General features: G+C 65.8%; 16 protein-coding genes and 1 pseudogene. 13 read left to right on the forward strand and 4 right to left on the reverse strand.

What is annotated here, in order from left to right; all coding sequences use genetic code 11:
- The first annotated feature begins 237 nt into the window (after positions 1 to 237).
- The 3 genes from EN949_RS13370 (at position 238) to EN949_RS13380 (ending at position 2,988) form a co-directional block, all read left to right on the forward strand.
- Positions 238 to 1,923, forward strand: a complete 1,686-nt coding sequence (locus tag EN949_RS13370; RefSeq protein ID WP_127371091.1) for a cyclic nucleotide-binding domain-containing thioredoxin-disulfide reductase — start codon at positions 238 to 240, stop codon at positions 1,921 to 1,923.
- On the forward strand, positions 1,923 to 2,228 hold the full coding sequence (locus tag EN949_RS13375) for a UBP-type zinc finger domain-containing protein (RefSeq protein ID WP_013528614.1): 306 nt from the start codon (positions 1,923 to 1,925) through the stop codon (positions 2,226 to 2,228). Before EN949_RS13370 ends, EN949_RS13375 begins: the two co-directional genes overlap by 1 nt.
- 196 nt (positions 2,229 to 2,424) lie before the next feature.
- Positions 2,425 to 2,988 carry a cytochrome b gene (locus EN949_RS13380; RefSeq protein ID WP_013528613.1) on the forward strand — a complete coding sequence of 188 codons (564 nt, stop codon included), beginning with the start codon at positions 2,425 to 2,427 and terminating at the stop codon, positions 2,986 to 2,988.
- Positions 2,989 to 3,108: 120 nt separating this feature from the next.
- Here EN949_RS13380 and EN949_RS13385 read toward each other — a convergent pair whose 3' ends face one another.
- Positions 3,109 to 3,291 carry a hypothetical protein gene (locus tag EN949_RS13385; RefSeq protein WP_013528612.1) on the reverse strand — a complete coding sequence of 61 codons (183 nt, stop codon included), beginning with the start codon at positions 3,289 to 3,291 and terminating at the stop codon, positions 3,109 to 3,111.
- A 126-nt stretch (positions 3,292 to 3,417) separates the two neighbouring features.
- Entirely contained in the window at positions 3,418 to 5,406 is a 1,989-nt protein-coding gene (locus EN949_RS13390; protein WP_013528611.1) for an adenylate cyclase, read from the reverse strand.
- Between the two features lie 254 nt (positions 5,407 to 5,660).
- Between EN949_RS13390 and cysK the strand changes: the two genes are divergently transcribed.
- The 7 genes from cysK to EN949_RS13425 all read left to right on the forward strand — a co-directional run bounded on the left by cysK (position 5,661) and on the right by EN949_RS13425 (position 14,327).
- On the forward strand, positions 5,661 to 6,749 hold the full coding sequence (gene cysK, locus EN949_RS13395; RefSeq protein ID WP_127366534.1) for a cysteine synthase A: 1,089 nt from the start codon (positions 5,661 to 5,663) through the stop codon (positions 6,747 to 6,749).
- Between the two features lie 13 nt (positions 6,750 to 6,762).
- Positions 6,763 to 8,250, forward strand: coding sequence for an aspartate aminotransferase family protein (locus EN949_RS13400; RefSeq protein WP_127366535.1), 1,488 nt, complete (start codon positions 6,763 to 6,765; stop codon positions 8,248 to 8,250).
- A gap of 49 nt (positions 8,251 to 8,299) precedes the next feature.
- Complete coding sequence (locus tag EN949_RS13405) at positions 8,300 to 8,656, forward strand: hypothetical protein (protein ID WP_024502169.1); 357 nt, start codon at positions 8,300 to 8,302, stop codon at positions 8,654 to 8,656.
- Between the two features lie 127 nt (positions 8,657 to 8,783).
- Positions 8,784 to 9,155 (forward strand): hypothetical protein, encoded by a 372-nt coding sequence (locus EN949_RS13410; protein WP_064992726.1) that lies wholly within the window; start codon positions 8,784 to 8,786, stop codon positions 9,153 to 9,155.
- Between the two features lie 114 nt (positions 9,156 to 9,269).
- Positions 9,270 to 9,896, forward strand: a complete 627-nt coding sequence (locus tag EN949_RS13415; RefSeq protein WP_013528606.1) for a CDGSH iron-sulfur domain-containing protein — start codon at positions 9,270 to 9,272, stop codon at positions 9,894 to 9,896.
- A 121-nt stretch (positions 9,897 to 10,017) separates the two neighbouring features.
- Positions 10,018 to 12,060 (forward strand): hydantoinase/oxoprolinase family protein, encoded by a 2,043-nt coding sequence (locus EN949_RS13420; RefSeq protein ID WP_127366536.1) that lies wholly within the window; start codon positions 10,018 to 10,020, stop codon positions 12,058 to 12,060.
- A 98-nt stretch (positions 12,061 to 12,158) separates the two neighbouring features.
- On the forward strand, positions 12,159 to 14,327 hold the full coding sequence (locus tag EN949_RS13425) for a malate synthase G (protein WP_127371706.1): 2,169 nt from the start codon (positions 12,159 to 12,161) through the stop codon (positions 14,325 to 14,327).
- A gap of 117 nt (positions 14,328 to 14,444) precedes the next feature.
- Here EN949_RS13425 and EN949_RS13430 read toward each other — a convergent pair whose 3' ends face one another.
- The gene (locus EN949_RS13430) at positions 14,445 to 14,984 is read right to left on the reverse strand and encodes a J domain-containing protein (RefSeq protein WP_013528603.1); all 540 of its coding nucleotides are present in this window, start codon (positions 14,982 to 14,984) and stop codon (positions 14,445 to 14,447) included.
- Between the two features lie 275 nt (positions 14,985 to 15,259).
- A pseudogene (locus EN949_RS13435) lies at positions 15,260 to 16,162 on the reverse strand (ATP-binding protein); the annotation flags it as partial.
- 104 nt (positions 16,163 to 16,266) lie between these two features.
- Between EN949_RS13435 and EN949_RS13440 the strand changes: the two are divergent.
- The 3 genes from EN949_RS13440 to EN949_RS13450 all read left to right on the forward strand — a co-directional run bounded on the left by EN949_RS13440 (position 16,267) and on the right by EN949_RS13450 (position 20,143).
- The gene (locus tag EN949_RS13440; protein ID WP_245461964.1) at positions 16,267 to 17,418 is read left to right on the forward strand and encodes a helix-turn-helix transcriptional regulator; all 1,152 of its coding nucleotides are present in this window, start codon (positions 16,267 to 16,269) and stop codon (positions 17,416 to 17,418) included.
- A 215-nt stretch (positions 17,419 to 17,633) separates the two neighbouring features.
- Positions 17,634 to 18,917, forward strand: coding sequence for a YadA-like family protein (locus EN949_RS13445; protein ID WP_127371362.1), 1,284 nt, complete (start codon positions 17,634 to 17,636; stop codon positions 18,915 to 18,917).
- Between the two features lie 134 nt (positions 18,918 to 19,051).
- A complete protein-coding gene (locus tag EN949_RS13450; RefSeq protein ID WP_127371707.1) occupies positions 19,052 to 20,143 on the forward strand; it encodes a hypothetical protein in 1,092 nt (363 codons plus the stop codon).
- Positions 20,144 to 20,151: the final 8 nt, after the last annotated feature.

Raw genomic sequence — 20,151 nt, forward strand, 5'->3', positions numbered from 1 at the left:
CTTTAGTCTAGCGCTAGTGGGGCGAAGCTGTCGAATCTTGTTCCGAATGCTAGCGGGGGCTCTGAGTGCAATCCTCTTCTGGGCACCAAATTCCCGTTTCGAGCCACTCGACGGTTCAGAAACTTAGAGAAAAAGCCCGGTTCGTCCGGGCTTTTTCTTTTCAGCCAACCTCCCCTTCCGGCCAGTCCCCTCACAAACCGCTTCAAACTCCGCGGCCGCTTCGCTACGCTCAAAACCATGGCTCAATCCACCAACCCGATCTTCGGTGCCCGCCGCGACCAGGCGTTCCCCACGCTGGCCGAGGTGGACATCGACCGCATGCGCCGGTTCGGCGAGGCCAGCGCCTATGCAGCCGGCGAGCACATCATCGAAGCCGGCGATGTGGCGCCCGGCCTGATCGTCGTGCTGTCGGGTAGCGTGGACATCACCCAGGACGGCGGGCTCGGCCGGCGCGAGACGATCGTCACGCACGGCCCGGGCAGCTTTGTCGGTGAGCTGGCGCAGCTTTCGGCCCGTCCCTCGCTGGTGAATGCGCAGGCCGCCGAGCCGGTGGAGGCGTTCGTCATCGCCTCGCAGCGGCTGCGCGACCTGATGGTGCAGGAGGCCAATCTCGGCGAGCGCATCATGCGGGCGCTGATCCTGCGCCGCGTCGGGCTTTTGGAGAGCGCCACCAGCGGGCCGATCATCATCGGACCCCAGGACAATGCCGACGTGTTGCGGCTGCAGGGTTTTCTGGCGCGCAGCGGCCAGCCGCACCGCGTGCTCGATTCCGACAGCGATCCCTGCGCCAAAACGCTGGTAGAACGCTTCGAGGTCGATCCGCACCACCTGCCGATCGTGCTCTGTCCAAACGGCAGGCTGCTGATGAACCCCGGCGAAAAGGACCTCGCCCGCTGCGTCGGCCTGTTGCGCCCGATCGATGCCGATACGGTGTATGACGTGGCCATCGTCGGCGCCGGCCCGGCAGGGCTGGCGGCGGCGGTCTATGCGGCATCCGAAGGGCTGTCGACGATCGTGCTCGATTGCCGTGCCTTCGGCGGACAGGCCGGCGCCTCCTCGCGCATCGAGAACTATCTCGGTTTCCCGACCGGCATCACCGGCATGGCGCTGATGGCGCGCGCCTACAACCAGGCGCAGAAGTTCGGCGTTGAAATGGTCATCCCGGACGAGGCGAAACTTTTGAGCGCGGCCACCGACACGTCAGGCGCCCGCTATCTGCTCGATGTCGGTGACGGCGAGACCGTGCGCACGCGCAGTGTGGTGATCGCCAGCGGCGCGCGCTATCGCCGTCTCGACATCGCCAATCTGGCGCGGTTCGAGGGGACGTCCGTGCACTATTGGGCGTCGCCCATCGAAGGCCGGCTTTGCGCGGGCCAGGAAGTGGCGCTGGTCGGCGCCGGCAATTCGGCCGGGCAAGCGGCTGTCTACTTGGCCAGTCATGCGCGGAAGGTGGCGCTGCTGGCGCGCGGCGGCAGCCTCGATGCCAGCATGTCGCGCTACCTGGTCGAGCGTATCCGGGCGCAGCCGAACATCGAGGTGCTGACCGGGACCGAAATCGAGGCGCTGGACGGCGAAGAGGGCAATCTTGCCACCGTGCGCTGGCGCAACCGCGCCAGCGGCGCGGAAACGACGCGCCCGATCCGCCATCTCTTTCTCTTCATCGGCGCCGATCCGAACACCGATTGGCTGGCCAACTGCGATGTCGCGCTGGACGCAAGGGGTTTCGTGCGCACCGGATCGGACATAGGATCGGCGCAGATGGAGACGAGCCGCAGCGGCGTGTTCGCCATAGGCGATGTCCGCGCCGGTTCGGTCAAACGGGTCGCGGCGGCTGTCGGCGAAGGCGCCCAGGTGGTCGCGGCTCTGCATGCCTACCTCGCGCGCGGCAACGCCGACACATTTCGAATGGCCGGGAGACCATGATGGATGAATGCAGACATACGCGCGACATCGGGAAGGTCACGCCGAGCGCGCTCGGCTGCGAGGAATGCCTGAAGAGCGGGTCGAAATGGGTGCATCTGCGGCTGTGCCGTACCTGCGGCCATGTCGGCTGCTGCGACGACTCGCCCAACCGCCACGCCACCAAGCATTTCCACGCCACCAAGCATCCGATCATCGAGGGCTACGATCCACCCGAAGGCTGGGCATGGTGCTATGTCGACGAGGTGTTTGTCGACCTCGGCGACGATGTGACCCCGCAGAACGGTCCGATCCCGCGCTTTGTTTGAGCGCCCTGGAGACGCCGAAGAAGAGCCCGGTTCGCCCGGGCTTTTCTTTGTCCAGCATTACGCGCTCGATGCCCGACTGTCCGCAAACTGACAGCTTACCCGTTCCAGTGTCCTGCCAGCTCACGATCATCCGAGCCCGACAAAGCTTTGACATGATCGCGGCTAGTTTAGAAGTATTCAAAACTGGAAGGCTCGCATGCACCCCACCTATACAAGCGCACAAAAAGCCATTCACTGGGCGGTGTTTCTGCTGGTCATCGGCCTTTATGGCTTGACCTATGTGGAAGAACTTTTTCCGCGCGGCGATCCCGGCCGCGCGCTCGTCTGGTGGTTCCATATTTCGTTCGGGCTGCTGTTGGTTGCGCTGGTCGTCATCCGCGTCGGCCTGCGCCTGATACTGGGAACGCCAGGGCTGCAGACGGAAATGTCGGAGCTTGAACGATGGGCGGCCAAGATCGCGCATCTGCTGCTCTATGCGCTGCTGGTGACCATTCCGGCTCTCGGCATCCTGCTGACTTGGTATAGGGGCGACGCCTTGAGCTTCTTCGGCCTCTTCACCATCCCGGCCCCGGTATCGCCCGACCGCGACACGGCCCGGTTCATCAGGGAACTGCACAGCCTGTGCGCCAATTCGATCCTCATCCTCGCCGGAGTGCACGCGGCCGCGGCGCTATGGCATCATTTCATCCGCAAGGACGACGTGCTCAAGCGAATGCTGCCGGAAAGCACGCTCTCCTGGAGCAAGTCCGGGAAAGTGTGAAGTGGTTTCCCAGGAAAAGCGCATAGCGCCTTCCCTCGTTGATCGGGAGGGCCTTTCCTTCGACCTTCTTTTTCTTCAGAAGGCGCTCTCCCCGAGAGGGCTAACGCCGACCGATAGCGCCTACCGCACGGAGCCGGTGACGGTCGGGTCGATCATGCTGGGAACCGACTTGCGTTCGTTTCCGGCAAGCGCCGCTATGATCAGCAGGCTGGCAACCACCGGGACAAACAGGATGGCAACGCGAGCCTGCACGTAAAATATGGCGCGCCATTCATTGCGCTTGTCGGGGCTGTTGCTCATCATACTCACTTTGTCGGCCCCCCGGGCCGTGACATAGAAGCTAACGGTTAAACAACTCCTTCCGACTTCGTTAACCCGGCGGATTTGAGGCGAAATTCCCACGCGATCCCCAAGATGGCGATCCAGGCTTCAGTTGAGCCCGATGCGGCTGGCGCCCTGCCGGAATAGCGCTACGGCATCCGGTTCGAAGCGGAAGGTGCCGATGAAATCGTCGGCGCAATAGTCCGGCCTTGTCTTGCGGATGGCGGCGGCGAAGCCGCGCGCCTCGTCGAGCCGTCCGGCCAGCGCCAGGCAGTGCGCGGCGATCGCCAGTATGATGGCGTGGGCGTTGGGCCGCGCCGCCGCCTTCAGCGCCCATTCGGCCGCCTCCTCAAACTGGCCGAGCCGGACATGCGCCATGGCGCGTGCGCCCAGCATGCCGAACAGCAGCGGGTCGAACGGGCTGAGATGGCGCGAATGATCGGAAGAGCCTATCGCCGCTCGCGGGTCGCCCGACTGCGAATGCACGAAGGACAAAGCGTAGTGGCCGAGCGCGAAGTTGGGGCTGAGATCGACCGCCCGCTCGAGTTCGAGCAGCGAGCCGTCCTGCTCGCCGCGCAGCCACAGCGCCCGGCCCATCGCCCAATGGGCGGCCGGATTGTGGTCGTCGACCAGCAGGCTGTGGCCGGCGCTCTCGAAGGCCAGCGCGCTTTCGCGGTCGCGATCGCCCCAGCGCTGGAAGGCGTTCTGCCAGTGGGTGAAGGACAGGCCGGCATAGGCACGGGCGAAGGTCGGGTCGAGCTGCAAGGCCTGGGCAAAGAAATGCCGCGCCTGCTCGTTTTCGGCCTGGGTGAAGCGGTACATGTGCCAGAGGCCGCGATGGTACGCCTCCCAGGCGTTGAGCGAGCTGGGCGCCTTCAGCATGGCGCGGTTGCGCTCGACCGTTTCGATCTCGGCCGAGATCGAGGAGACGATGCTGTTGCCGATGTCGTCGAGCACGGAAAAGATGTCATCGGGCCTGCGCTCGAAGGTCTCGGCCCAGACGATCCTGGCGCTGCGCACCTCGATCAGCTCGACGCTGACGATGAGGCGGCCGGACGGGCTGCGCACCGTGCCGGTGGCGACATAGTCGACATTCAGCCGGCGGCCGGCATCCTCGGGCGCGATGTTCTGCTCTGCCAGCGCAAACACCGATCCGCGCGCGATGACGAAGAAATCCCTGAGCTTGGCCAGGCGGGTGATGATGTCGTGGGTGAAACCGTCGGCCAATCCGCCGCGCGTGCCGCCGCTCTCCTCGACAAACGGCATCACCGCCAGCGAAGCGTGGCTGGGCTCGACCGGGCCGGGTGCGGTGGGCATGGTAGCCACCAGTGGCGATAGCGTGGACAGGCAGGCCGTTCGAAGCGAGGTGCCCGACTGTCGGTCACGGATCGCCCGCCAGGCCGCGCGAAGCGGTGCGAAATCGAGCTCCTCCGACCGAAACAATCGTTCCGCCGCGGCCAGATGCTCTTCGGCCGCGCCGACCTCGCCGCGCCCGGCCAGATTGGACAGCAACGCCAGATGTCCGCACGTGTCGAACGGCGCCAGTTCCACCCATGTGTCGAGATGGGCGATCGCCTCGTCACTATAAGCCGGCAGGCTCGCGACAAGGCGTTCCAGCACGGCGGCATGGCAAGCGCTGAAGCGGCGGCGCTGCGCGATCAGCCAGCTGTTGAAATGCGGGCTGCGCTCGAGCTCCAGCCCGTCGAGGAAATCGCCGGCAAACAGTCCGGCCAGCACGCGCAAGCGCTCGACGTCAAGCGTGCCGATCCCTTGCGCGGCGGCGCGGCTGACCTCCAGCACATCGACCAGGCAATCGTCGAGATCGAGTGCGACCGTATCGCCTTGGGTGGAGACCCGGCGCCGGGCCGGCATGTCAAGCGCGCCGCGCAGCTTGCTCAGGCACCAGCGCAGTTCGCCCCTTGGGTCGTTCGGCACATCCCACAACAACTCGCACAGGCGACTGCGGCTGACCGGATGCGGCGCCAGCGCCAGATAGGCGAGCAGCGCGCGCAGCTTGCGTGACGCGGGCAGGGCAACCGGAGCGCCGTCGCGGGAGATCATCAGCGGTCCGAGCAGGCGCACGGAAAGGACCGGCATGTCGCCGTCCGGCCTCGATCGAGTGGATTCCACGTGCGTTTCCACGCCTGCTCCCACGCTGGCCTGTCGGCCTCTCCTGTATCACCAAACACGACACGGCGCATCCGGCAGCGGATCTCAGCGCCGGATACGGCCATTGCCGCTGTGCGGCATGTCAGTCCTAGCGCGGCAAGGTCACCAAACCTCGCCGCCCAACCCGCCGGTTTGTAACCGGCCCGTGAAGACAAAACGCGATGACAATCAAGGAGACCAAGATGTTGCAGCAGCAGAAGATCAGAACCACGGCCGGGCGCGGCCGCCTGTTCGACAGCATTCTCGACACCGTCGGCGACACGCCGGTGGTTCGCATCAACAATCTCGGACCGTCCCACGCGACGATCTACGTCAAGGCCGAGTATTTCAATCCCGGCGCCTCGGTGAAGGACCGGCTGGCGCTCAACATCATCGAGGAGGGCGAGCGCAGCGGGGCGCTGAAGCCGGGCCAGACGGTGGTCGAGGCGACCAGCGGCAACACCGGCATTGGCCTCGCCATGGTCTGCGCGCAAAAGGGCTATCCGCTGGTCGTCACGATGGCCGACAGTTTTTCGGTCGAGCGCCGCAAGCTGATGCGCATGCTGGGCGCCAAGGTGGTGCTGACGCCGCGCGCCGAAAAAGGTTTCGGCATGTACAAGAAGGCGGTGGAACTGGCCGAGGCCAATGGCTGGTTCCTTGCCCGCCAGTTCGAGACGACCGCCAACGCCGCCATCCACGAGGCAACGACGGCGCGCGAGATCGTCAATGATTTCGCCGGCTCGCGACTTGATTGCTTCGTCACCGGCTATGGCACCGGCGGCACGGTGGTGGGCGTGGCGCGCGTGCTGCGCCGCGAGCGGCCGGAAACCCGCATCGTGCTCTCCGAGCCGGCCAACGCGCAGCTCATCGGCAGCGGCAAGGTCCAGCAGCGCGGCGTCGATGGTGCTCCCGCCGCCAGCCATCCAGCCTTCGAGCCGCACCCGATCCAGGGCTGGACGCCAGATTTCATCCCCAACGTGCTGCAGGAGGCGATCGACACCAGCCTCTATGACGAGGTGATGCCGATCGCCGGGCCCGAGGGCATCAAATGGGCGAGGGAATTGGCGCGCAAAGAGGGCATCTTCACCGGCATTTCCGGCGGCGCGACCTTCGCCGTGGCACGGCAGGTCGCGGAGGAGGCGCCGGCCGGCGCGGTGATCCTGTGCATGCTGCCCGACACCGGCGAACGCTACATGTCGACACCGCTGTTCGACGGCATCGAGGCCGAGATGGATGCCGACGAGACCGCTCTGTCGCGCTCGACGCCCGGCTGCCAGTTCCCGGCGGCTTGACGGGAGATCTGGTATGGACGCCGTGCAAGATAACCTAGGCCTTTTGGCCGAGGAAACGCTCGATCCCCTGGACTGGGCCGATGTGCAGGCCCTGTCGCACCGGGTCATCGACGATGCGGTCGATTACCTCCGCGATGTGCGCGACCGCCCGGTCTGGCGGGAGATGCCGGCCGATGTGAGTGGGGTCTTCTCGGCGCCGCTGCCGCGCTCGCCGGCGCCGCTGGATGCCGTCTACTCTGAGGTGTCCCGCACGGTGATGTCCTATCCAATGGGCAACATCCATCCGCGCTTCTGGTCCTGGTATATGGGGTCGAGCAATTTCACCGGTGCGCTCGGCGATTTCCTGGCGGCAATCCAGGGCTCGAACCTCGGCGGTGGCAACCACGCCGCCGGGCTGATGGACAGCCAGGTGGTGAACTGGTGCAAGGAGATGCTGGGCTTTCCCGCTTCTGCCGGCGGCACGCTGGTCAGCGGCGGCTCGATGGCCAACATCATCGGGCTGACCGTGGCGCGCAACGTCAAGGCCGGCATCGACGTGCGCGAGCATGGTGTCGCCGCCATCGAAGAGCCGCTGCGCTTCTACGGCTCGGAGCAGATCCACTCGTGCCACCGCAAGGCGATGGAGGCACTTGGCCTCGGCAACCGGGCACTGCGCCGCATCCCGACCGATGCCGGGCTGCGCATCGATATCGCCGCCTTGCGGGCAGCGATCACAGAGGACCGCGCGGCAGGGTTCAAGCCGGCCTGCGTCATCGGTACAGCGGGCACCGTCAACACCGGGGCGATCGACGATTTGCAGGCGCTTGCGAAGCTGTCACATGAGGAAGGCCTCTGGTTCCATGTCGACGGCTGCATCGGCGCGCTGATCGCCATTGCGCCTGAGAATGCCCATCGCGTCGCCGGCATCGAACGGGCGGATTCGGTCGCGCTCGATCCCCACAAATGGCTGCACGCGCCGTTCGAAGTCGGCTGCGCCCTGGTCAGGGATGCCGCCGCGCATCGCGGGACCTTCGCGGTGACGCCGGAATATCTGGAATCGACGCCGCGCGGCCTCGCTTCCGGCGAATGGCTGCACGACTACGGCCTGCAGACGTCGCGCGGTTTTCGCGCGCTGAAGGTGTGGATGGCGCTGAAGGAGCACGGTGTCGAGAAATTCGGCCGCCTGATCGACCAGAACATTGCCCAGGCCGTCTATCTTGCCGGCTTGATCGAGGCCGCGCCGCGGCTGCAGCTGGCGGCATCGCCGACCGTCAACATCGTCTGCTTCCGCTATCAGCCCGGTCTGACAGGCGAGGCTCTGAAGGCGCTCAACACGGAGATCATGCTGCGGCTGCAGGAACAGGGCATTGCGGCCCTTTCGGACACCACGGTGCATGGCGAGCACTGGTTGCGCGTGGCGATCACCAATCATCGCACACGGCGCGAGGATCTCGACCTGCTGGTGCGTGAAACGGTGCGGCTGGGGCATGAGATCGCGACGCAGGGTTCCGCACCTTCCTAGTTGCGGGCAGGCATGCGATTCTGCCGCGGTGATTCGGGAGATCCAGGCCGTGACGCTGTTTCGTATGGTTGCACTGGCGGCGCTGGTCTTCACCGCCTCGGCGCAGGCCGCCGACATGGCCTTCTTCGTCAAGAACCTGCGCAAGGAAGCAGTCGCGGTCGAGCTGTTCAGCCGTGACCGCGAGACGGTCTGGCCGGGCAACGACAAGGTGTTCCTGATCGCCCCAGGGTCGCAGAAATCCGTGCCGTTCTCCTGCAATCAGGGCGAACATATCTGCTATGGCGCCTGGGCCGACGGCAATGACAGCCTCTCGGCCGGCGTCGGGCCGGACAATGACCAGCCTTGCGACACCTGCTGCTTCATCTGCGTCGAACACTCGACAGAGACGATCGATCTGGTGCCGTAGAGCGCGGAAGTTTTCGTTGGACCCAAATTAAGTCAGGGATCGGCTCGTCCGGTCCACTTCCGCGATTCAGCGCTGCGTGCGATGGTCGCCCCGCGGCCGGGTGGGCCGCTTATTCAGGGGGTCACTCATGTTTCATGCCTATGCGCGCCGCGTGCTGGCCGCGCTGTCTCTCCTCATGCTGCTCGTGCCGGCGGCGCGTGCCGACGATGTCACCTTTGCCATCAAGAACGGCCACCCCAACGCCATGCGCGTCGAACTCTACAGCCAGGACCGCGACTATGTCTGGCCGGGCGATGACAAGGACTTCTACCTCGACGACGGCGAGACCAAGCAGCTGCCGATATCCTGCAACGCCGGGGAATCGATCTGTTACGGCGCCTGGGTCGATGGTGACGAGGGCACCTATTGGGGCGTCGGCCCCGGCAACAAGGAAAAATGCGAGGATTGCTGCTACACCTGCAGCGGCGGCGAGACCGAGGAGATCGAACTGGTCCCCTGACCGGTTTGCCAGCTTGACGGTCTTCGGGCTGGAGCCATAGCCTGTGCAAATACCCAGCGCGCGCCGCCTCGAACTGTTCAGGCGCGACGTGCTTCAGGCAAAAGGAGCTCAGCTATGGCCGGCATGGTCGAAAGCGACAAGATCGACGTCGGGTTTTCCGGCAAGCGCTGCATCCATTCGCGCAACTGCGTGCTCGGCGATCCGCACGTCTTCGTGCCCAACGCGCCGGGTCAATGGATCCATCCCGAGGCGGCCAGCGTCGAGAAGATCGTCGCCATCGCCGAAAGCTGCCCGTCGGGCGCCATCACCTATGTCAGGAAGGATGGCGGGCCGCAGGAGCAAGCACCGGTGGTCAACACGGTGCGGCTGCGGGAAAACGGCCCGCTGGCGGTACACGCCGAGATCGTTCTCGACGGCGAGACTTCTTATCGTGCCACGCTCTGCCGCTGCGGCGCTTCGGAAAACAAGCCGTTCTGCGACGGCAGCCACAACAAATCCGGTTTTGCCGCCACCGGCGAGCCGCAGCTGAAGGACACGCCGGCGCTCGAAGCGAGAAATGGTCCGCTGAAAGTGACGCCGACCACCAATGGCCCGCTCAAGCTTGAGGGCAATCTCGAGATCGTCACCGGAACCGGCCATACGGTCGACCGTACACAACGCGCCTTCCTCTGCCGCTGCGGCCATTCCGCCAACAAGCCGTTCTGCGATGGCACGCACAAGAAAGTGGGGTTTGTCGGGTAGGTTGGCGCTTCGGCCAACGCTGCCAATCTCCGCCTTGGCCCAGCGCTCGCAGCTTTATCGACCCGCCCGCATCGGCTAAAGGCAGGGGCAGACAGACTTCCCAGCCGGACCGCCGCCAAAAATGACAGCCAAGACCAAGCCAAAACCGTTGTTCCTCGGGATCGACACCGGCGGCACCTATACCGATGCCGTGTTGTGGTCTGAAACGGAAGGCCCGCAAGAAGGGCCGAACAAGGGCAAGGTGCTGGCCAAGGCCAAGGCGCTGACCACCAGGCATGATCTTGCCGTCGGCATTTCCGGCGCCGTCGACGCGGTGCTGCAGAAAGCCGGAACCGATCCGGCTGATATCAAGCTGGTGTCGATGTCGACGACGCTTGCCACCAACGCGCTCGTCGAGGGCCAGGGCGGCCGCGTCGCGCTGGTGATGATCGGCTTTTCCGAGGGCGACCTCGCCCGCGACGGGCTGAAGGCCGCGCTCGGCACCGATCCGGTGGTTTTTTGTCCGGGCGGCCACGACGTGCATGGCAATGCCGCCAAGCTCGATCTGTCCGGACTGGAAGCGGCGCTGCCGGAACTCGGCGCCTCGGTGTCCGGCTTTGCCGTCTGCGCCTACTTCGCCACCCGCAATCCGGCGCATGAGATCGCCGCCCGCGAGTTGATCCGCGACAAGTCCGGCCTGCCGGTCACATCGAGCCACGAGCTGTCGGCCAAGCTCGGCGGCCCGCGCCGGGCGCTGACCACTTTGCTCAACGCCAGGCTGATCTCGATGATCGACCGGCTGGTGGCAGCGACCGAAGGCTTTCTCGAGGCGCGCAACATCGCAGCACCGCTGATGGTGGTGCGCGGCGATGGCGCGCTGGTTTCAGCCGCTTTTGCCCGCCAGCGACCGATCGAGACCATCCTGTCCGGCCCGGCCGCCAGCCTGGTCGGCGCCCGCCACATGACCGGGCTCGACAATGCTGTGGTGTCCGACATCGGCGGCACCACCACCGACGTCGCCGTGCTCGACGGCGGCCGTCCCAGGCTCGATCCGGAAGGCGCCACCGTCGGCGGCTTCCGCACCATGGTCGAGGCCGTCGCCATGCGCACCTTCGGCCTCGGCGGCGATTCCGAAGTGGCGCTGGAGGATGGCGCGCTCAACCCGAAGATCCTGCTCGGGCCGCGCCGCCTGGTGCCGCTGGCGCTGGCCGGCATGGCGCATGGCGTAGCGGTGATCTCAGAGCTGGAGCGCCAGTCGCGGGCACCCAATCCCGGCCGCATGGACGGCCGTTTCGCGGTGCGCACCGGCGTGCCCGACCGGCTCGCCGCCGGCCTGACCGGCGCCGAAGCCAGGCTCTACGAGGCCATCGGTGCCGTGCCGCTCGCCGTCGACAGGCTTTTGACCTCGAACGCGCAGAACGCGACGCTGAACCGGCTGGTGTCGCGCGGGCTGGTGCATGTCGCCGGCTTCACCCCGTCGGACGCCGCCCACGTGCTGGGCAAGCAGGCGAACTGGGATCCTATCGCGGCGCGCCTCGGCGCCGAACTGTTCGCCCGCAAGCGTGACGGCCGTGGCCAGAACATTGCCGCTTCGCCGGAAGCGATCTCGGAACGGGTGCTGGTGACGCTGACGCGCTGGTCGGCCGAATATATCCTCGAGACCGCCTTTGCCGAGGATGGGCTCGATGGCGCCGCGACAGTGGCGCACGCCCTGGTGCAGCGCGCAGTCGACGCGCATCCCGGCATCGCCCGCCTGAGCGTTGCGCTCGACCGCCCGGTCATCGGCCTCGGCGCCTCGGCGCCGCTGCACTATGCCGGCTTGGCCGAGCTGATCGGCAATGACTGCGTGGTGCCCAGGGATACCGATGTCGCCAACGCGCTCGGCGCCGTCGTCGGCCAGGTCAGGGTTTCGGCCGAGGCGCGGGTCAGCCAGCCCATAGAAGGGCTGTTTCGTCTCGCCTCGGGCGAGACCGTACGCGATTTCCTCGACGAGGCAGCGGCGATCGCGGCGGCCGAGGCCGATGTCCGCGCCATCGTCGCGGAGCGCGCCAGGGATGCCGGCACCGACAGCGCCGAGATCGACGTCGCCACCGAATTCCGGGTCTCGACCGTCGAGGCCCAGCGCATGTTCATCGAGGCGCATGTCGTGGCCGTGGCCTCGGGTAGGCCAAGGATTGCGGTTTGAGCGACGCGGCGAAATACGCCACCTTCACCCTAAGCTGAATTGACCCGGCAAACCTGACATGCCAAAGGCCCGCAAAGCCTTTCATCTGGAGTAGCCTGATGACCGACCGCATCGAGATCGCCGGATTGCGGATTGCCCGCGAGCTGCATGAGTTCGTGGCCACGGAAGCGCTGCCGGGCACGGGGATCGAAGCGGACGCCTTCTGGAACGGTTTTTCGGCCGTCGTCCATGATCTGGCGCCGAAGAACCGGGCGCTGCTGGCAAAGCGTGACGCCATCCAGGAACAGATAGACGGCTGGTATCGCGATCACGGCGCGCCGGTCGACATGGAGGCCTACAAGGGCTTCCTGAAAGAGATCGGCTACCTCGTTCCCGAAGGCCCGGCCTTCAGCGTGTCGACCGACAATGTCGACCCGGAAATTGCTGATGTTGCCGGACCGCAGCTGGTCGTGCCGGTGATGAATGCGCGCTATGCGCTCAACGCTGCCAATGCGCGCTGGGGTTCGCTCTACGATGCGCTCTACGGCACCGATGCCATCCCCGAAACGGATGGCGCCGAAAAGGGCAAAGCCTTCAATCCGGCACGCGGCGCCAAGGTCGTCGCCTGGACGAAGACCTTTCTCGACGAGGCTGCCCCGCTCACGTCCGGCAAATGGGCCGGCGTCAATGGCCTGTCGCTGGCGCAAGGTGCCTTGCGGCTGAGCGCCGGCGCCGGCTCGACGACGCTGGCCAACCCCAGGCAATTCGTCGGCTATCGCGGCGATGCCGCCAATCCCGATGCCGTGCTGCTTGTGCGCAACGGCCTGCACATCGAGATCGTGATCGACCGCAACAACCAGATCGGCCGCACCGATCCGGCGGGCATCGCCGATGTGATCCTGGAATCGGCGCTGACCACCATCCAGGACTGCGAGGATTCGGTCGCGGCGGTGGATGCGCCAGACAAGGTCGTCGTCTACCGCAACTGGCTCGGCCTGATGAAGGGTGACCTGGCGGAAGAGATCACCAAGGGCGGCAAGAGTTTTGTCCGCAAGCTCAATCCCGACCGCGCCTACACCGCGCCCGCCGGTGGCACGCTGACCGTGCCCGGCCGCTCGCTGATGCTGGTCAGGAATGTCGGCCACCTGATGACCAGCCCGGCGATCCTCGACCGCGACGGCAATGAGGTTCCGGAAGGCATCATGGATGCGGCGATGACGGCGCTGATCGCGCTGCACGATGTCGGGCCGAACGGCCGCCGCGCCAATTCCCGTGCCGGCTCGATGTATGTCGTGAAACCCAAGATGCATGGGCCCGACGAAGTCGCCTTCGCCGTCGAGATCTTCGACCGCGTCGAAGCGCTGCTCGGCATGGCGAAAAATACCATCAAGATGGGCATCATGGACGAGGAGCGGCGCACCACCGTCAACCTCAAGGAGGCAATCCGCGCCGCAAAGGAGCGCGTCGTGTTCATCAACACCGGCTTTCTCGACCGCACCGGCGACGAGATCCACACCTCGATGGAAGCCGGCCCGATGATCCGCAAGGGCGACATGAAGCAGGCCGCCTGGATTTCCGCCTACGAGGCGTGGAATGTCGACATCGGGCTGGAATGCGGCTTGGCCGGCCACGCCCAGATCGGCAAGGGCATGTGGGCGATGCCGGATCTGATGGCTGCGATGCTGGTCGAGAAGATCGCCCACCCCAAGGCCGGCGCCAACACTGCCTGGGTGCCGTCGCCGACGGCGGCGACGCTGCATGCCACGCACTATCACAAGGTCGATGTTCACGCCGTGCAGGCGGCGCTGAAGAACCGGCCCAAGGCCAGGCTCGACGACATCCTGTCGGTGCCCGTCGCGGTGCGGCCGAACTGGTCGCCGGATGATATCCAGAAGGAACTCGACAACAACGCGCAGGGCATTCTTGGCTATGTCGTGCGCTGGATCGACCAGGGCGTCGGTTGCTCGAAAGTGCCTGACATCAACGATGTCGGCCTGATGGAAGACCGCGCCACGCTGCGCATCTCCTCGCAGCACATCGCCAACTGGCTGCACCACGGCGTGTGCAGCGAGGACCAGGTGATGGCGACGATGAAGCGCATGGCTGACATCGTCGACCGCCAGAACGCGGGCGACCCACTCTACCAGCCCATGGCGACCAATTTCGCCAAGTCGATCGCCTTCCAGGCCGCTTGTGACCTGGTCTTCAAGGGCCGCGTCCAGCCCAATGGCTACACCGAGCCGGTGCTGCACGCGCGGCGGCTGGAACTGAAGGCGCAGCAAGCCTGAGGCAACGGATCGGTTTTGTCGTATTTCGCTCGACGGTGGTGAAATCGCCAGCGGCGTTGAAGGCGCGTCCGCGACTGGTGCGGCGGATGCTATTTGCTTCCGGCCAGAGATAAGGCGTCAGGAAGCTGTATGGTCCAGGAGCCGGATGGTGGGATCGCGACGGTGTTCGGAGTTGACCCGATCGACGCCTTCCACCGTAATCGCGATCGTCCCGTTTTCCACTCTTGCTATCCAGCCCTTCGCTTTCAGATACCAGAGATGAAACTCGAGATGCTCTCGCGGACAGTCTGACAGGCGTTCGAGCTCCACATCCCCGATCCCGGGATTGCTGACGTCGTGCCGGCGCTTCGCGTAAAGCAGCGACAGCAGCCTGGCCTGGATCACGACATCCCGCTCGATGCCTTTGCTGTTGCTGGCTTCCTCGGTCAATTCGCGGCGAAGGCCGGCATGGTCCCTATACGCGATGTCGTATTGAGCGCGTTTGACCGGATCCTTGAGCGTGTTGTGGGCTTCCACGATTTCACTGAAGCGGGCTTCATCGCCGGTTTCGCGATTGTCGGGATGATAGCGCATCGCAAAATAGCGAAATATGCGCTCCAGCGTTTCCGAGTTGGCGTTCGGGCTGACTTCCAAAACTTCGTAGTAGTCAACGAACATAGCGGGCTCCCCGACCGCAATCATATTCACATTATCTAAATAAGGAATTCCCAATGCGGAGACCAAGACTTTGGTCCGATGCGATGACGTCCACGCCCCCGAAGACGGAGAAACGGCCGGCGCCCGGTCGGTGGGGGCCGTTGGGTGGTGAGGACGTCGACCAAGCGGACAATCAGGTCCGCCGCAGTGCGGAGATGGCCGATTCGTCGGATGACGGTTATGGCGTGATTGCGGAAGGTGGCGTGGCAGAGTCGGCTTGTCGGGCGGCGAGTGACCTACGCCGCCTGCGCCACCCGCTCCGAGCTCATGCGGTAGGAAATCGCTTCGGCCAGATGGATGCGGCCGACGGTTTCGCTGGCGTCGAGATCGGCGAGTGTCCGCGCCACCTTCAGCACCCGGTGATAGGCGCGCGCCGAAAAGGCGAGCTTTTCGCTGGCGTCCTTGAGCAGCGACAGGCCGGCGGCGTCAGGCATGGCGATCTCCTCGATGACCGAGGGCGCGCAATGCGCGTTGGTGGTGGCGCGGGTGGCGCCGAGCCGCTCGAAGCGCTCGCGCTGGATGGTGCGGGCGCGTGCCACGCGCATCGCCACATCGGCACTTTTCTCCGCCCGGTCGGGCCGGATCAGGTCGCTGGCCGAGACCGCCGGCACTTCGATCCTGAGATCGATGCGGTCGAGCAGCGGGCCCGAAATGCGCGCCTGATAGTCGGTGCGGCAGCGCTCGCCGCGCAGGCAGCGATAACCCGGCTCGCCGGCCATGCCGCAGCGGCACGGGTTCATCGCCGCCACCAGCTGGATACGCGCTGGATAGGTGACGCGATGGTTGGCCCGCGCGATCATGCAGTCGCCGGTCTCCAGCGGCTGGCGCAGCGCATCGAGCGTCTGCGGCGTGAACTCGGGAAACTCGTCGAGGAACAGCACGCCGTGATGGGCCAGCGACACCTCGCCCGGCCGCGCGCGAATGCCGCCGCCGACCATCGCCGCCATCGAGGCCGAGTGGTGCGGCGCGCGGAACGGCCGCCGGTCGGTCAATTTGCCTTCGCCGAGCTCTCCCGCCACCGACGCGATCATCGAGACTTCGAGCAATTCCTTCGGCGCCAGCGGCGGCAGGATCGACGGCAGCCGCTGCGCCAGCATCGATTTGCCCGAGCCCGGCGGCCCGATCATCAGAAGATCGTGCCACATTCTCCAGCATGGGGCTCGAATGGGTTGCGAACCCGGGAGAGAGGGTGCGCCGTTGGTGGCGTATGCGGCCTACTTTCCACTGCTGGAGGCCCTGACGGTTGACCCCATCGGCCATATGGAACACACTGCCGGCCTCGAAACGGGGCAGCGAAATGGGTGGTCCCGGGACGGAATCAGCCATCATCGATCGGATTTACGAGGCGGCTTTCCTGCCGGACGAATGGCCGAAGGCCTTGGGCGCGATCAGCGCCCTGTCCGGCTCGGCCGCCGGCACCATCTTCCTCTTCGGCGACGACATGCCGGTGCGTGGTCGTAGCGAGGAGATCGTGCGACCGCTGTTCGACGAGTTCGTCGCCAGCGATGCGTGGAAGGTCTCCGACTCGGTGCAGCGCACATACACGCTCAGGCCGTCTGAATTCATCGTCGTCGACGATCTGATGAGCGCCGAGGAGATCGAGCGCGATCCGGTGCGCCGCAAGCTCAGGGCCTTTGGCATCGGCCGGCATATCTGCGCGGTCGTGCCGATGCCGACGGGCGAGCTGGTCACCTTTGTGTTCCAGCGCTGGCTGAAGGACGGCGCCTGCGACCCGGCCTCGCTCGCCCTGCTGAACTCGTTTCGCCCGCACCTTGCCCGCGCCGGCCTCATCGCCGCGCGGCTCGGCCTGGAAAGGGCGCACGAAGCCGTTGCCGCGCTCGAGGCCATCGGCCTTCCCGCCGCGATCATGACCGGGGCCGGCCGCGTGCTGGCGGCCAACCGGTTTCTGGAGGCGATGTCGGACATCTTCCTGTCCGCCTCGCATGGCGGCCTGGCCATCGCCCATGCGCCCGCCAATGCGCTTCTGCAGGAGGCTATCACGGGGAACCGGGCCGATGCCGTCGTGCGCTCGTTCCCGGTGCCGGCAAGCCAGGGGCAGCGGGCCATGGTCGTCCATGTGCTGCCGCTGCGCCGCACGGCACGCGACCTGTTTTCCGGCGCGGAGCTGCTTGTCGCCGCGACGGTGCCGTCGCCCGGCGCTTTTGTCCCGTCCGCCGGCATCCTGATGGGCCTGTTCGACCTGACGCCAGCCGAGGCGCGGCTGGCGACGAACCTGAACGCGGGCCAATCGCTCGGGGTTGCGGCGGCGGCGAGCGGGATCACGGTCAAGTCGGCCCGCACCTATCTCGAGCGCATCTTCCGCAAGACCGGCACACATCAGCAAAGCGAGCTCGTCGCGCTGCTCAAGACCGTCCACCCGTTCCCTGCTCATTGAAGACCTTCGACCAGGGCCGAATGCTGTTGCAGCGTACAACTGGCGGGCGAGCACCGGCAACGCGCGCGGCATGTGGCAACGCTGCAACAGAAGGGGCCGGATCGTACGCATTGGCCGGCGAAATCCGACCGATAGTCGTCATGTGACGACTGTTCATCCCCCCGCATCCCCCGACATTCTTTCCGCGAAGCCGATCGAATCGGCGGAGGGGTTGCATGGTGGACCGTCTGTTCAGGCTCGCGGCGTTGGCCGCGATGGTGTCGTTGGCGCTGGTGGGGGCGGCGGCGGCGCAATCGGTCTGTGTCGCGGTTAGCGGGGCTCCACCGAGCCCGAGCGGGACTGCACTAGGTGCAGACTCGCTCGCCTGCGGGGTGGGCGCTGTGGCCAGAGGCGGCGGAACATCGATCGGCACTGGTACGGGAAACTTTTCGGGTGTGGGCAATGAAAATAATGTAGCCGTCGGCAACGGTGCTGGCGTCAGCGTGTACGGCAGCGGCAATGCCGCCTTCGGTTACTTGGCGGGCAACGCCGTAGCCGGGGGCAGCGACGGAGCGGGCGGCCTCCGCGATGGAAACGATAACATCGCCATCGGAAACCAAGCAGGCTCCATCGTGACTGGCAGCAACAACATCGCTAGCGGCCTCCGGGCCGGGCGGGAGGTGACTGGTAGTAACAACATCGCTACCGGCTTTCAGGCCGGGGGGGACGTATCGGGCCATCAGAACATCGCCAGCGGCAGCAATGCCGGGGGGGCCGTAAGGGGCGATTATAACATCGCCAGCGGCAACAACGCCGGCGCATTCGTGACGGGCAACAACAACATCGCCAGCGGCGCCTTCGCCGGCGACACTGTGATTGGCGACTACAACGTCGCCATTGGCGACTCCTCCGGCCTATATGTGACGGGGAGCAACAACATCGCGTTCGGCCGGAATGCCGGCGGCGGAATTTCCGGCGCGCCCCTGACGATGAACGATTCGATCTCGATCGGCTCCGACAGCGCGGCGGGTTTCGACAATTCGGTGGCCATCGGCGCCGGCGTGAAGACCACGCGGGCCGGCCAGGTGGCGATCGGCGCCGGCGCCGCCACCTACACATTCGCCGGCGTCAACAGCGCCGCCAGCAAGGCTGCGCAGAGCGGCCCGACCTACCTGCTCACCAGCGATGGCGCCGGCAATCTCGCCACATCGGGCATCGACATCGGTCAGATCGCCGGGCTGGACAACCGTGTCAGCACGCTCGAAAATGGTTTTAGCGACCTCAACGGCCGCATCGATAAGGCCTTTGAGGGCACTGCCATGGCGCTCGCCATGGCCGGCGGCAGCCTGCCGGCCGATAAGAATTTCGCCGTCTCGATCAATTGGGGCACGTTCGAGGGCCAGAATGCCTTTGCCGGCACCGCCCATGCCCGGCTCACCGATAACCTCTTCATCAATGGCGGCGTCGGCGCCAGCGATCACACGGTTGGCGGCCGCGCTGGCCTGATGCTGGCGTGGTAGGCGGCCGATGTGCATTCAGGAGTTTCGCCGGCAAACCGGGCGAAAGGCCGTTATTTGACGGCATTGTGCCGTCCGTTCGCCGACAACCGTCGGGGCGCCGCGGCTCGGATCGATTCCAGGGAAAGGGCAACATCATGGAACGTTTGATCGGGCTGACGATGGTGACCGCCACGATCACGCTGGCCCTGGCGGCGGCGGCGGCGGCGCAGGCGGTCTGCGGCGTCGCCGCGACGGATGCGGGCCCGTTTACCAGCGGCGGCGGCGCGACGGCGACGGGCGCCGGCTCGCTCGCTTGCGGTCCCCGAGCTGTAGCCGTCAACGGAGGAACTTCGATCGGCGAGGGCGCGGGGGGCAGCAGTCAAGCAGACAACCGGGACAACGCCGCCATTGGCGGGGGCGCTGGCATATTCGTGGACGGCGACAGCAACACCGCCAGCGGTACTTTCTCCGGCCAGTTCGTGACCGGCAGCAACAACACCGCTAGTGGCGCAAGCGCAGGCAACAACGTAACCGGCGACAGGAACACCGCCACCGGTTTTACCGCCGGCAGCGGCGTGAAAGGTCAAAACAACACTGCCAACGGCGTCAACGCAGGCACAGATGCGACCGGCGACGGAAACGCTGCTGTTGGCGCCGGCGCCGGCGCCACCGTGACCGGTGACAACAACACCGCAAGCGGCAACTTTGCTGGCCGCGGCGTAGAAGGTGACAACAACATCGCCAACGGTGCCTCCGCCGGCAATATCGTAGAGGGCGACAACAATGTCGCCAGCGGCACCCGTGCAGGTCAATTTCTGGCCGGCAACGACAACATTGCCATCGGCCAGAATGCCGGCAGCGGGACTTTGGGCAACATCCTAACGGTCAACAATTCGATCGCCCTGGGCGCCGGCAGCCTCGCCGGCCAGGACAATGCCGTCGCCATCGGCGCCGGTGTCACCACCACGCGGGCCGGCCAGGTGGCGATCGGCGACGGCGCCGCCACCTACACATTCGCCGGCGTCAACAGCGCCGCCAGCAAGGCTGCCCAGAGCGGCCCGACCTACCTGCTCACCAGCGACGGCGCCGGCAATCTCGCCACATCGAGCGTCGACCTCGCCGGGCTCGAAGCCGGGCTCGGAGGCTTGACCGGTGAATTGGCGCAAACCCGCACCGAGGCCCGTCAGGGCATCGCCGCGGCCATCGCCATGACGACGGCGCCGAACGCCGTCTCGCCCTTGAAGTAGCCGAGATT

This window comes from Mesorhizobium sp. M7A.F.Ca.US.007.01.2.1 (genome assembly GCF_003998165.1).
Lineage (GTDB): Bacteria > Pseudomonadota > Alphaproteobacteria > Rhizobiales > Rhizobiaceae > Mesorhizobium > Mesorhizobium ciceri.

Coding starts and splice junctions, on each gene's coding strand:
- EN949_RS13370 (WP_127371091.1), top strand. CDS start 238: ATGGCTCAATCCACCAACCCGATCTTCGGTGCCCGCCGCGACCAGGCG.
- EN949_RS13375 (WP_013528614.1), top strand. CDS start 1,923: ATGGATGAATGCAGACATACGCGCGACATCGGGAAGGTCACGCCGAGC.
- EN949_RS13380 (WP_013528613.1), top strand. CDS start 2,425: ATGCACCCCACCTATACAAGCGCACAAAAAGCCATTCACTGGGCGGTG.
- EN949_RS13385 (WP_013528612.1), bottom strand. CDS start 3,291: ATGATGAGCAACAGCCCCGACAAGCGCAATGAATGGCGCGCCATATTT.
- EN949_RS13390 (WP_013528611.1), bottom strand. CDS start 5,406: ATGCCGGTCCTTTCCGTGCGCCTGCTCGGACCGCTGATGATCTCCCGC.
- cysK (WP_127366534.1), top strand. CDS start 5,661: ATGTTGCAGCAGCAGAAGATCAGAACCACGGCCGGGCGCGGCCGCCTG.
- EN949_RS13400 (WP_127366535.1), top strand. CDS start 6,763: ATGGACGCCGTGCAAGATAACCTAGGCCTTTTGGCCGAGGAAACGCTC.
- EN949_RS13410 (WP_064992726.1), top strand. CDS start 8,784: ATGTTTCATGCCTATGCGCGCCGCGTGCTGGCCGCGCTGTCTCTCCTC.
- EN949_RS13415 (WP_013528606.1), top strand. CDS start 9,270: ATGGCCGGCATGGTCGAAAGCGACAAGATCGACGTCGGGTTTTCCGGC.
- EN949_RS13420 (WP_127366536.1), top strand. CDS start 10,018: ATGACAGCCAAGACCAAGCCAAAACCGTTGTTCCTCGGGATCGACACC.
- EN949_RS13425 (WP_127371706.1), top strand. CDS start 12,159: ATGACCGACCGCATCGAGATCGCCGGATTGCGGATTGCCCGCGAGCTG.
- EN949_RS13430 (WP_013528603.1), bottom strand. CDS start 14,984: ATGTTCGTTGACTACTACGAAGTTTTGGAAGTCAGCCCGAACGCCAAC.
- EN949_RS13445 (WP_127371362.1), top strand. CDS start 17,634: ATGGTGGACCGTCTGTTCAGGCTCGCGGCGTTGGCCGCGATGGTGTCG.
- EN949_RS13450 (WP_127371707.1), top strand. CDS start 19,052: ATGGAACGTTTGATCGGGCTGACGATGGTGACCGCCACGATCACGCTG.